We start from the raw sequence: 13,934 nt of genomic DNA on the forward strand, positions 1-13,934 counted from the left end.
TTTTATTAAATAATGGTGAAAAAAATAAATAGATTATACAATTTTTAAAATTAATATTATTAAAAAATAACTAATTGTTGTTTAATTTTTTTACTTTCATCTTTACCAAGTAAATACTCAACAATTTTTAGAGCAAAAACTACACTAGTTCCGATACTAACACCAGTAAGTATATTATTATCGACATATACATTATTTGGTTGAACATTTTTTAAATCAATGAATTTATTAGATAAAGGGTGCTTAACTAATTTAACTTTTTCTAATACACCAGCTGCACCTAATATCTGTGGTGCACCACAAACAGCTGCTACTAGTTTATTTTGATTATTAAAAGCTCTTATTACTTCATGCAAATCATTGTGGTCTAATAAATCATCACAACCAGGTCCCCCAGGCAAAACTAAACCATCATAATCAGCAATTTTTAAGTCTTTAAATAAGAAATTCGCATTAATTTCAATATTGTGAGATCCAGTAGTTAATAATTTATCATTTAAAGTAAATATATCAACGCCAATGTTTGCTCTTCTTAAAACATCAATTGTTATAACTGCTTCACCTTCTTCAAAATTAGAATGCAATATCAATGCAATTTTTTTATTCATATTATTCATTAGCCTCTTTCAAAATTTCTGCAGGTTCGTGCGTTCTTACTTTCAATGAAGTAAATCAAACACTAATAAGATATGTTGCTACAATGACAATAAAACTTGTATAAATTGGTCATGGAGTTAAAACAAACGGCAATTGAATTCCAATAAGATTTCTCATGACAAATATCACTAAAGAAATCATTCCTCAAGCCACAGCAGTCCCACCAATTCATGATAATAATGATAATATAGTTGCTGGACCAAATGAGTAATTCATAACTTTTCAATTTGAATACCCAAATGATTTCATTAATATCATAAACATTCTATATTTAGTGATGTAAATATCTGCAATTAAAATAATTAATAATGCCGACATAATAATAACACTTACAATAATTAACATTGCAATCGAAACAGCTAATTGTGTAACTTGTGCTATTAATTGTTTTTCAGTAGTCAAAAGCTTTTGTTTTTCTGGCATCATTTTTAAATTACCAGAACTAATATTACCTGTCTCATCTTGAGATAAAAGTAATATTCCATTATTTTCAGTATTAGTTGTAACAAATCCTGTTGTTAGCTCTGTTGGTTCTGCAATGTTAGAAAACTTAGAGTTATTTCACATCATTTGTGTGTATTTCAATGTTTCTTTACCATCTGCTCACATTTTGGAAGCATCTGGAACATAAATGTCTTTAGTTTCATCATGTGTTGAATATCTATCATATTGGTTAATAAAACTTTTCCCAGAATCTGAAAGAAGTTCTTCCCCAGCTTTATGAACTATTTCATCGCCTAATGTATCATTTTTCATAGCGTATTTTTCAATCGTTGAGTAATTGTTGATTAAGTTTGCAAATGTTTGATCAACAACAGTAAAATTACCATTATAAGAATCTAATTTACCAACTTGTAGTAAATTAATTTTTAAATTATTATTTGTATATTCTAAATCATATGTGTCTTCTTTTAATAATCCAGCATTGATTGCTTTAGAATATCAAACATAATCCTTGTTTGTATCAGTAAGATTTAGAAGTCCCCTATTTTTTGCATTTGTTTCTTGCATGCTAAATTCTAAAGCATATGGATTTATTAAAACATAATCATCATTATCATTTACATTATAAATTTGTTTTCATGCATTTTTAACTGAATCAGGAACTTCGCTAGACTTAATAGTGTTTTTAAAATATTCTTGTAAATCTGCATTTCCTTTATTTATATAATTAGCTCACTTATTTTCACCATTAATACCAATATCATTTTTGATCATTGATTTAGGGATAAATAAGTTGACATTTTTATATTCATAATATGGTCTTATGTATGAAATGATTTTTTGACTATCTTTTGCAAAATCATTAAATAAGTATGAACTATCAGTTAGTTTATAATTTGAACCATCTTGGTCAAAAAAGTTTCTAAATGTAAATTTATTATTGTCTAAATCTTGCAAATTTAAATATCTAGATTTATTTTCATAATTTTTATAAGTACCAATTCTTGAACTTTTTATAACATCTCGATTGCTATTAGTTCCATAAGCTTTATTAAAATAATCAGAACTTAAAAAATCATTATCATCATATACTCATGCATCTTTTGGTAACACTTTAAAACTTCCATCACTTGTTTCAAAAGAAAGTTGTCTATCTGAACTTTTAATATTTGATAAAGTGTCACTTTTATTCTTTTTAAACATAGCAGATGACTGGTGATTTGTCATTGTTGGTATAAATAATTCATTTGAATTGGCATCATATATTTTTAAACCTTGATAATAAATATCATCTTGTGATTTTTGATCAAATACATTGACTATTTTTTCTTTTGTTGCATCATCTAAAAATACTTTATCTTCAATAGTTGAATCAATATTAAAAGCTTGTTGGTGTTTGTTTAAACCTGTTAATTCAAAATTATATTTATTGCTTGTAACATTTATTTTTGTCGCAAAAGTTTCTTTGTCTTTTACTATCCTTTTAGCATTATATCCAAAAGCATATTGTTCAATTCTTGAAGGATCTTGAATATAAGCTTGAATAAACGGAGGTGCCGCTTTAGAAATTGTTTGTACTATACTTTCTTTTCAATCGCTAGAATTTCCTTGTGAAACACCTAATATTGCAGATAAAATAAGTGGTATTGCTTTAGTTAAATTATCCGCTATTTTTTTGTATTTAATTAAAAGTTCATCATCTGTTTTTAATTTATTATCCCCATTAGACCCATCCACAGAATGAATTATTGAAGCCATAATTTGTTCAATAGTACCAACTGAAAACTGCTGACCTACAGATTGAGCAAAATTATTTCCAAATTGTTCCATCACCACACCAATTAAACTAGTTGGAACTGGTTTTTTAGTGTCGTTTATATTAGATTCATTTGCAAAATCAGATGACAAATATTTAAATGTATTTTGAATTTTTATGCTATTTTCATCTGAACCTAAATACATATATTTGGCTATTGGTGATGAATCATAAGTTGAATCAAAATAAAATTTTGGATCACTATAAATGTAATTGTCTCCAACTTTTTTATAATCTTTATCTAAAACCTCTGGTGCTGTAACATAAACTACACTACCTTTTGATAATGGGGCATTAGACACTGGTTTAACATAATCATAACTGTTAGCGTAATTAACATTTTTATAATATCCATCTTTGACTGTTTGAATTGTAGCTGGAATAGATAAACCAATAGAAACCATAAATGAAGATAACAATACTATTACAGTCATAAGCACAATATTTCTTTTATTTGTTGAAGCTAAGTTAACACTGAATCTAATTGAAAATTTAGATTTTTTTAACATTGTATTATTGATTTTATCTAGAGTTCAAGACCTATTTCTTTTTTCTTCAACGTGTTTTATTATTTCTTGTATTGGTTTGTTTGTTAATTTATAAGCAGTATAAAAAGAAACTAAAACACTTAATAAACCTAAAAATACATAAGCTATTATTAATGGGGTAATTGAAAATTGGACTTGATGCAATTCAATACTAAAGTATGGAATAAACAATCGAATGTAAATTGACTGTGTCACTAGACCCACAACCCAACTTACAGGGATGATAAATATAGTAACAAACAATGCTTGAGCAATGTATGAAGAAGCAATTGAATAAGAATTAAAACCTAAAGCTTTTAAAATACCAATTTGTTTAGAATTCTCTTTAATTGTTTTTTTTGTTGATATAACTAAACCAATAATGGCAACCAACATAAGCACAAGCGATAAAAACATGGTAGAAACAGTATAAGTTAAAACAACTAAAGGTTGCAGAGTTCAAGACATAGCATAACCAGATTCATCAAATGAAGTAGTGTTAGGGGATGAGGTATATAACTTATTAAAAGTCCCAACATCTGATTTATTGTTTGATCAAATTAAGTTTCTAATATTAACTTTTTCTAAATTAACAGCTTTATTTGAATCATTAGTTCTTCTCATAGTTTCAAATGTAGAAGCAGTGGCATAAATTAATGCTGATTTTTTATATTGAGGAACAGGCAAGTCTTCATCAGCAATTGGATAATAAGATAGAGTATCTGTAGCAAAACCAGAAATATTAAATACCCCAGTACCGATATTAATATTATCATTTAACTTCAACTTGTGGGCTCTAGCGAATTGTTCTGATACTAAAACTTCACCCATTATAATCGGCACTCTACCTCCATCATAACTATTTAAAATTTTTGTTTTAGTTTTAGTTTGCTCGTCTAAAATTATTCCTCTATATTGAATTTGAGAAATGTTGTCAAAAAAGTTAAACTCTCTTCTAACTTCAACTTCAAGATTTGCAAAAAAAGAAGCAATTTTCAAATTATAATTATAAGCATTTGCAAGCACTTGAGCAATTGGTTGGTCATCATCTGAAGAAAAAGACCTATGATTTAAAATTCAGGAATATTGAGAATTTTCAGAAGAATCATAAGGTTTGAAGAAAATTCTTTTAAATGTTTCTTGTTTTAAATCTCATGTTTCAAATCCTGATATTTTAGCTGACCAATCTTCTTTTGAACCACTGGGTTCTAATCTAAAAGCGGAATCTTCTACCAGTGTGTTAGAATATTTAATTGCACCATTTTCCTTAAATTTAAATATCGGGTTACTTATACCTCTTAATCCTTGTTCTAGTAATTTATCTTTAATTTTTTGTTCAGAAACGTCATCAATTTCAATTAAGTTTGGCTTTTCTGGATATATGTCAGTTGAATACTGGTTTGTGTCATTTACTATTCAATTCTTTGCTCTATCAGTTTGATTAGAGCCTGATATTTGGTTACCTGTTACAAAGGTATATAAATCTGAATTAGTTAATGATGGATTATCTTTAATTAATCATTCATCAAAATATGCAAAATAAGCCATTATGCTTTCTGAAACTGTTGTAGCATAAACATAAAAATTAATATTTTGTAATTGGTCAAAATTTATTTTATTTTGGCTTTTTCATTCTATTATTAATTTTTGATCTTTTTTTAAATTTTCAACATCATTTTTTAAAAATTTTGCAACTGGAGAATTTATTTTTTGATTTATAACTTCATTATAAAGGTTATTTACTAAAATGTTTCTACTATTTATTCTAAAAGATTCATCATTTATAAGTTTTGAGTTATTTGCATCTAATTTAGTAAATAAACTTTTCATTTCATCAGCTTTGAAGGAATTAGTAATAAAATTTGAACCATAATAAGCTTCATTAAACGCTATATTAATTTCAAACTTTTCATTATCAATAATGCTTTTATTTTTATTAATATCAATAGAAGTAAAAACTGGTTTTTGAGAAATTCTTTGATTAGATGTAAATCCGCTTCCATATGTAAAATCTTCTTGATAATAATCAAATTTATCTACAGATCTAACAACATCATTATATGTTTTGTTTAATCTATCCCTAAGGTTGATAGAAGATGTCAAAATGAATACTGATAAAAAAGCCAAAATTATAATAATTAAAAATTGAACTTTAAATCTGAATATACCTTTTTTGCCTTGTTTTAAAAGTAAATAATTTTTTGACTTTTTCATATTACACCCTTTCTAATTATTTAATTTCTTGTTATATTGAAAACTTTATAATTCTTATCACCATATAAAGCATTGCTTTTAGATTTTTCTCTAAATAAAGTTACTGTATAAGATTCATTTATTTTATATTTACTTATCTTGTAATCTAACTGATAATTAATATAAGAATCGCTGTAAATGTTTTCATAGTTTGTTTGACTAATAAATTTTGTATATCAATTTTTTTGGTCAAAAAAGTCACCAAAATTATCATTAGTATATTCTGCTTCTGAAACATTTATAAATCACGAAGAAAGATCAACTAATCCAGTTATTAATTTAACAGTATTTTCAGCTTTTGAAGGATCTTCTAATTGGTTTCCTTCCAAATTATGACCATATGCTTTACTTATTGTTTCAAAAATACTGTTTTTTATAAATTGATTCCCATCAAGAGTTAAACCTAAAGCAACAAGTAGCGCTTTTTTAGGTTCTTTGACAACTATATTACCAATCGTGATTTCATTATTTTCAAGTGCAGCAATCAAAGATTTGATCATCACTTCGATGTTTGAAACAGTTTCTTTTGTTCCTTTGTATTGAACTTCTTGGTTTTCAAATAATGATAATAAAATACGTCTAAATGAACCATAATCAAAATAATATGATTCTAGTGAGCTGCCATCATTTGGTTTAAAATATTTATCTAGTTGTTCTACTATATTCAATAAACTCATATTTCTTAATCCATATAAAAATTGGAAATTCTTGTTGAAATCTAATCCCAATAATTCAAAAACTTCATTCATTTTTAAGCTTAATAAAGTTTTTAAGTCTGGTACTATTTCAATAATTAAATTGGAAATAGTGTTTGGTTTAAAAACATTAATTAACTGAAATAAACTTTTAAACAATCCCCCATTGTAAATCGCTACAAATAAATCATTAGGAACTCCACTAATTGAAGAAATAGAAGATAATCCATCTAAATTAATTTTATTATCATTTGGCAATTTGGAGTTTTTAAACATAGCTAATAAATATAAAATATCACCAATTATAATCGGTTTTTTGCCTTCTTCTGTCAAAGATTTAAACAATGTTTCATTTAATATAAATTCAATTAAGTCATAAATGTTATTATACTTTTTCTCTTTTACTAATTGCATTATCATAGTTATAGAATCTTTAAGTGAATTAAAAATGTTTGAGGGTAATGAATTAGGTGTTTTAACTCATTCTAAAACATCTTGAATTAATTTTGCTCAGTCCACGTTTTTAGGTAATGAACCAATGGCTGTTTTAACTGTTTTTAAAACATCTTGAATTAATTTTGTTCAATCAAAAGATTCTTTTGTTGAATCTGTGTTTTCATTTTCAATTGCTTGTGTATTTTCGTTCAAGTCATCTTTCGTATCTTCTGATTTAGTATTTCTTTCTTTCAACATTTTGAATAAAGGACTCATTATAATGTTTGAACCCAAATTATTTGTTTCTGCACTTTTTGGAATACCAAATAAAATATTAACCAAACCTCTAGCACCTTTAAATCCATAACTTGGTTTTAAAAATTTTCTAACTAAAGTTAAAATCTTTGAAATATTGATTTCATCAAAAGACTTGATAACATCTTGGTCAATTTTTTTATTTAACACTTTAGCTAAATCATCAGAAGTTACATTATCAGTGTCGAATTGTTGCAAATATCAAACTATACTTAAAAAATAATTTAACAAAGGACCAAATTTTTCAATAATTTCAATAATTTTACCTGGGCTTTTATTTTCACTACTTTTATCATCACTTGACGCTTTTTTAGGAATCAATGTTGATCAAAAATTTTGACCCACATGCATCATAACATCATTAACTGTTGTCTCTGAATTTCACTCTTCGCTTTCAAATGGATTATTTAGGTATTTTTTTAAAGTTTCTATTGTTGGAAGCTGGTCTTTGAATAAAGATCATATAACTGTTAAAACATCTGGTGTTAATGAATAATTTCCTAATAAATCAAAAATTAGATTCGAGTTTTGATACAAAAGTTGAGCTTGTCCAACATTAAAGTCTGAACCAAACAAAATACCAAGTAATGAAGATATTAAAGATAAAGTACTCGCAGTTGAACTATTACCTTTTTTTTCACCATCAGTCAGTTTAATACCTGTTAAGTTTAAAACTTTAGCTTCTTTTTTTCAAGCAACATTATAATTTTTATTTAGTTGTTGTTCCATTGTTATGGTTTGATCTCATGATTTATCAGAATTTAGCTTTTTAACTCAATCTGATGATGGTAAAAAATCAACCATTTTTTGGGAAGACATTTTGTTGATTGTGTATTCGTAATTAATATTCGCATTTGTTGAAGATTTTTCAATACCTTTAACTTCAACTGATTTAATGGTATTGTTTTCAATAGTCGTGGGGTTTGATAGAATTTGAGCTTCTGCTGAAATATTTGTTGTAGTAATCAACTTTTGAATACTTGCTTGAAATTCGCTTCTATATTTTGAAGTAAATGTGAAAGCAGTTATAGAAACAGAAGCTGAAGATAAACCAAATATCGATAAACTTATTAGTAATTTTTTCATAAAGCACCTTTTATAAACTAATATTATTTTACCATATTTTAAGTTTGATTTTAAAAAATAAACATTTTTACAAAAGTTAAAAAATAGAGTTTTAATAATTAATAAAACAATTATTTATTTAATTTTATTAAAGGTGAAAAAATAATATCTTAAATGGTGTTTTTATACTCTTTGCGCCAAATTTTTTAACATTTTTACTTACTATCTTTAATTTTATGCATTAAAATAGAAGCTGCAATTGCGACATTTAGTGATTCAACTTCATTAGACATAGTTATTACAACATTAATATCAACTAGTGGTTTTAGTACTTCGCTAATACCTTGACCTTCATTACCAACAAGTAGTGCTATTTTACTTTCTGGTAAAATTTTTAATTCCTTAATTGCTAGTGATTTTTCATTTAAAACAGTACCTATTATTATATAATTTTCTTTTTTTAATTCAAAAATTTTATCTTTTAAATCAACATTTTTAATATGCGATTTAAAAATTGTGCCTTGTGTTGATCTTATGACTTTTTCATTAAAAAAACTAACAGAATTTTTTGATGCTATTACATTAGTAAAATCAAAACTGATGGCACTTCTCAACATAGTTCCCATATTACCTGGGTCTTGAATATTGTCTAGTAACAAAACGTTTTTATTGGGATTAAAGGGTTTTGTTTCAATTTTACAAGTTGCAAAAATACCTTGGTTATTTTTTGTAAGTGACAACTTATTAGCGATTTGTTCATTTATAACAAAAACTTTTTCATCAATATGATTGATGTGATGCAAATTTTCAATTAAAGTAAATATTTCAGAAACTAAATTATTTTTTAAAGCTTCATTAACTAAATTTATTCCTTCAATAAAAAACATGTTTTCTGTTTCAATTAATTTTTTATCATCTCTTAATTTAATTAGCTTTTTTATTTTAGGATTAGTTAATGATTGAATGATATTCATTAATAATTTTCAACCTGTCTTTGTTGGTTTTTTGCATGTTTCTTTTTATAAGTGTTAATTAAATCATTTTCAGAATACTTTTGCACATGTGCTATTTGTAAAAAAGAATTAAATATTAACGAAAAAGTTTTTATGCTTTGCTCATTAACTAACAGTGTTAAGTTTTGAATTAAATCAAAATAACAATCAATATTATTTTTATAACCAAGATCCTTGAACTCAAAAGTAGTAAAATCATATTTAATTTGATTTCCTAAACTAACAATAAAATGAAGTCCATCAATGTATTCTTCTAATTGAACTTCTCTTGGTGCAGCAGCTCCTTGTTTTCAATATTTAAAACTCTTTTCTTCGTTAGCATATTCACCTAGTTCAACTCAAAAAGCAATAATTTTCTTTTTGAACATATCGTTATCTATACTTAAACTGTGTTTCTCAATTATTTTGCTATCTAAGTATTCTTGTTGTTCGCTTAATCACTTAAGAGTTTCTTGTTTAATCATAAATGTTTTCCTTAATTTATTTTGCTATATAAGTAATTTTATCACAACCTTACTTACTAAGTAAATAGTCAATTTAAAAATAAAAAATCAGATTAACTGATTTTTGTTGTCAATAATATTTTATTTTTATAAATCAACAATACAATTACCAAGTTACTAGAATCTAAAAAAAGGACTTTAATAACTTCATTATAAGATAATTTAATTGTATGAATTTTTCACATGAATTCTTTATAACTAATTATTTAATTCCTGGTTTACCAAGCAATTTAAACATATTTTGTTTATAAACTTCAACACCTGGTTGATCAAAAGGATTAATTCCCATCATGTATCCGCTCATTGCTACTGCTAATTCAAAGAAGTAAACCAAGTAACCAAATTGTTCATCATCCATTTTTTCAAATTCTAATATGATATTTGGCATTTTACCTGCATTAACGTGTGCATCAATAACACCTTCAATAGCAACTGAATTTATTTCATGAAATGATTTGCCAGCTAAAAAGTTTAAACCATCATAATTATCTTGATCTAACTCAACACTTAAATTACCAACAGGATTTTGAATTTTAATAATTGTTTCGAAAACAACTTTTCTAGGGCCTTCTTGTACTCATTGTCCCATTGAATGTAAATCAGTTGAAAAAACCATGGAAGTCGGAAATAGACCTTTACCCTCTTTTCCTTCAGATTCCCCAAATAATTGTTTTCATCATTCATTAATATATTGCATTTGTAATTCATAGGTTACTAAAGCTTCTGCTTTATAACCCTGATTGTATAGTGCGTTACGCGCTGCTGCGTATTTATAAGCTTGATTAGTTAAATCATTTTGAACTAAATTGTTTTTAGCTTTAATAGCACCTTTAAAAATATTATCAGTATTAATGCCAGCAACTAATAAAGGAAAAATCCCAACTGGTGTAAGAACTGAAAAACGACCTCCAATATCATTTGGAATAGTAAATGTTAAATATCCTTTTTTATTAGCAAGTGTTTTTAAAGCACCTCTTGATCCATCAGTTATTGCGACAATCAGTTCTTTTGCTTTTTCAATACCTGATTGTTCGATCAATTGTTTTTCTAAAGTTCTAAAAGCAATGCCTGGTTCTGTTGTTGTACCTGATTTTGAAATAACACAAATTCCAAATTTTTTGCCTTTTAGATATTCACTTAATTGAGCAACATAAGTTGAACTCATTGTGTGCCCAGAATAAATTATTTTAATTTTATCTGAATGATTAAGTCCTCTAATCATTTCATCAGCTGCTCTAATCCCTAAATAAGAACCACCAATACCAATAGTTACTAAAATATCTATTTTACTTCTTAATGAATTGGCTACTTTTTTCATTTGATCATATTCATTTTTATTAAATGCTTCTGGTCATTCTATTCAACCTAAAAAATCATTACCCGCTCCACTTTTAGTCTTGATTATTTCATGTATTTGTTTAACCTTATTATTATCTAATTCAACTGTTTTTAAACTTGAATGATCTAAATTAACTTTAATCATATATCTCCTTTTATTAATTATTAAGATCCCAATATTATTATACTCTTTGTAGTAAAGTAATAAATTAAATTACATAAAAAAGAAACACTTTTAATGTTTATTTATAAGTTTTTAATCTTCAAATTTTTAATGTTATTAGTAGTGATTATAATGCTTGTAAATCGTCAAAAACTTTTGGATTTTAAAATTAACTTAAAAGCTAATAAATTTTGATTATCAACAGTTTTTCATAGTTTATTATTGAATCATATTTGGTTTTCAAAACCTGTAGTAATCTTATAGTTCAAATGATATATTAAATCATTAATTTATTATAGTTTCGTCATTAAAAACAGCATAAGTTATATCAAAATTTGAGTCTTCATCATCGTTTGATTCTAATGGAACATAAATTTGTTTTTCAGTAATTATTGAATTTAATGCAACATCATGTGGCTCAACATCAATAATTTGATTAGAAAGTTGCGATGATTGGCATATTCCAACCTTAAAACCTTTATATTGATTTTCGTTGAATCAACGATCATAATAACCTTTTCCAGAACCAACTCTGTTTAAGTGTTTATCAAATGCTACTAATGGAACAAAAATGGTTGATATTTCTTTAATGTTTTCTAATAATTCACATTCAATTTTAGGCTCAAAGATATTAAATAATTCGTTTTTAACAATATCTGATTGAATGTTTTTAATTTTTCTAAACTCGATTTTTTCTCCATTAATTCTTGGTAAATAAACTTCTATGCCTTCTTTAAGAGCATCAACAATTATGTGATGTGTAAACGGTTCATCAATTTTACTTATAAATATGGCAAAAGCTTTTAAATTGTATCTTTGAATATAATGATTAATTTTTCTTTCAATAATTTTTGAAGAATTTGTTTGATAATCTTTTGATAAAAAAAGTCTAGTTTTTAAAAATGATTCTCTGATTTTAGCTTTGTTATTCATTATTAACCTCACTATTGTATTTTATAAATAATAATACATTATTATTCAAGGTTTTTGATAACTTTTATAGCAAGTTCAGCACAAATAATACGGTTTTTTTGATTATGAATATTTTTAAAAACAATTAAATTTCCTATTAAATCAATACTATTACAATCTCCAGTATTTAAAAAAAGTTGATATTCTTCAATAATACAATTAACTTCTTTTAAGGTTTTATTTAAGATTAAGTTTAAAAAAATGTCAGCCGAAGCTGTTGCTACAGCGCACGCTGTACCATCAAATGAAACCTGTTTTATTGTTTGATTTTCTAATAAAATTTCTACAACTAATTCATCTGCACAAGTATTTGATTTTGTTTCCATAATTATAGAATTGGGATTATTTTTTAAAGGTTTATAAAGTGGCTTTGTAAAATGTTTCACTATTATTTGACGCAATAAAGCATCATCATCTATATTAATCATATTTCTCCTTTTTATATAATTGTTGATAAAAAATCTTCAGAATTACTTAATGCTTCAATTAGTATGTCAACTTCTTCAAAAGTGTTATAAATTGCAAAGCTAATCCTTACAGCTATTTCGACTCCAATTACACCATTAATTCTTCTAGCACAATTAGCTCCACCGCGAGCTAAAATATTGTATTTTTTATCTAAAAAAGTTGTTATATCTTGTGGATTTACACCTTTAACATTAAATAAAATTATTGGTGAATTATTGTTTAAATTATAAAAATCAATTTTGCAATTTAATTTTTTTTCATTAACTTTTTGAACAAAATATTTTTTCAAACTTGTTTCATGACTTATGATATTTTTGAGTTTTATTTCATTAATAAATTTTATTGCTTGTTCAAACCCGTAAATTGCCTGAATATTTGGTGTTCCACCCTCAAGCTTATCTGGTAAAGTTTTTAATTTATAATTAAAATCTGAATCGATTTTTAAATTCATTCCACCACCAAATAAAAAAGGTTTTAACTTATCTAATAAATCATATTTTCCCCATAAAACACCAAGTCCAAATGAACTATAAATTTTATGTGTGGAAAATGAAATAAAATCAACACCTAAATTTTGAACATCAATTACTTCATGAGCTATTGATTGAGCACAATCAACATGAATGATAATCTCAGGATTAATATTTTTGACTACCTTCACTATCGTGGCAATATCATTTTTAGTTCCTAAAGTGTTTGTAACATGTGATATTGTAATAATTTTTGTGTTTTTGTTTATTTGGTTTTTTAGATCGCTAATATCTATTGTAAAATCATCAGCTAAAGATATTTTTTTAATTTTCGCTCCATTATTTTTAACTAAATTAATTCAAGGCATCATGTTAGATGAATGTTCTAATTCTGTTAATAAAATTTCATCATCTTTTTTAATAAATTCTGCAATACCATTTGCCAAAGTGTTAATAGATTGAGTGGTGCCACTAGTAAAAATAACTTCTTCTGTTTTATATGCATTGATCATATTTCTCACTAAGCTTCTAACATAATTTAATTTTTCAAGCGCTTCAAAGCCTTTCTCATAATCTGTTACGTGTGGATTAGCACCATTTGTTGTTAAAAAATCCCTTTCTGCTTCAATGACTGTTGATAATTTTAAAGTTGAAGCTGCACTGTCAAAATAGACTTTTTCTGGATTATTTTTAAAAAATGGAAACAAATTTTTAATTTTTTTATTCATAATGTTCTTTCTTGGTTTTTTAGCTTTTAGGTCAAATATATTTTATATTCTATCACTTTTAATATATAATTA

9 protein-coding genes are annotated in these 13,934 nt (G+C 25.6%); all 9 read right to left on the minus strand.

The features are described 5' to 3' along the window. Nucleotides 1-59 precede the first annotated feature (59 nt). Entirely contained in the window at nucleotides 60-617 is a 558-nt protein-coding gene (locus MCORR_RS00215; RefSeq protein ID WP_181021193.1) for a DJ-1 family glyoxalase III, read from the minus strand. Further along, entirely contained in the window at nucleotides 610-5,658 is a 5,049-nt protein-coding gene (locus tag MCORR_RS00220; protein ID WP_104207647.1) for an ABC transporter permease, read from the minus strand. The genes MCORR_RS00215 and MCORR_RS00220 overlap by 8 nt, the downstream gene beginning before the upstream one ends. A 20-nt stretch (nucleotides 5,659-5,678) precedes the next feature. Next, the gene (locus MCORR_RS00225) at nucleotides 5,679-8,228 is read right to left on the minus strand and encodes a hypothetical protein (protein ID WP_104207648.1); all 2,550 of its coding nucleotides are present in this window, start codon (nucleotides 8,226-8,228) and stop codon (nucleotides 5,679-5,681) included. Nucleotides 8,229-8,422: 194 nt separating this feature from the next. Then, complete coding sequence (locus tag MCORR_RS00230; protein ID WP_104207649.1) at nucleotides 8,423-9,181, minus strand: TrmH family RNA methyltransferase; 759 nt, start codon at nucleotides 9,179-9,181, stop codon at nucleotides 8,423-8,425. After that, a complete protein-coding gene (locus MCORR_RS00235) occupies nucleotides 9,181-9,684 on the minus strand; it encodes a dUTP diphosphatase (protein WP_104206124.1) in 504 nt (167 codons plus the stop codon). The genes MCORR_RS00230 and MCORR_RS00235 overlap by 1 nt, the downstream gene beginning before the upstream one ends. 241 nt (nucleotides 9,685-9,925) lie before the next feature. Further along, nucleotides 9,926-11,206 carry a glucose-6-phosphate isomerase gene (locus MCORR_RS00240; RefSeq protein ID WP_104207650.1) on the minus strand — a complete coding sequence of 427 codons (1,281 nt, stop codon included), beginning with the start codon at nucleotides 11,204-11,206 and terminating at the stop codon, nucleotides 9,926-9,928. Between the two features lie 303 nt (nucleotides 11,207-11,509). Next, on the minus strand, nucleotides 11,510-12,157 hold the full coding sequence (locus MCORR_RS00250) for a 5-formyltetrahydrofolate cyclo-ligase (RefSeq protein ID WP_104207652.1): 648 nt from the start codon (nucleotides 12,155-12,157) through the stop codon (nucleotides 11,510-11,512). Nucleotides 12,158-12,198: 41 nt separating this feature from the next. Continuing rightward, nucleotides 12,199-12,624 (minus strand): iron-sulfur cluster assembly scaffold protein, encoded by a 426-nt coding sequence (locus tag MCORR_RS00255; RefSeq protein WP_104207653.1) that lies wholly within the window; start codon nucleotides 12,622-12,624, stop codon nucleotides 12,199-12,201. Between the two features lie 11 nt (nucleotides 12,625-12,635). Continuing rightward, nucleotides 12,636-13,862, minus strand: a complete 1,227-nt coding sequence (locus MCORR_RS00260; protein WP_104207654.1) for an aminotransferase class V-fold PLP-dependent enzyme — start codon at nucleotides 13,860-13,862, stop codon at nucleotides 12,636-12,638. Between the last annotated feature and the right edge of the window lie 72 nt (nucleotides 13,863-13,934).

It is taken from the genome of Mesoplasma corruscae (assembly GCF_002930145.1).
Classification (GTDB): Bacteria; Bacillota_I; Bacilli_A; order Mycoplasmatales; family Mycoplasmataceae; genus Entomoplasma; species Entomoplasma ellychniae.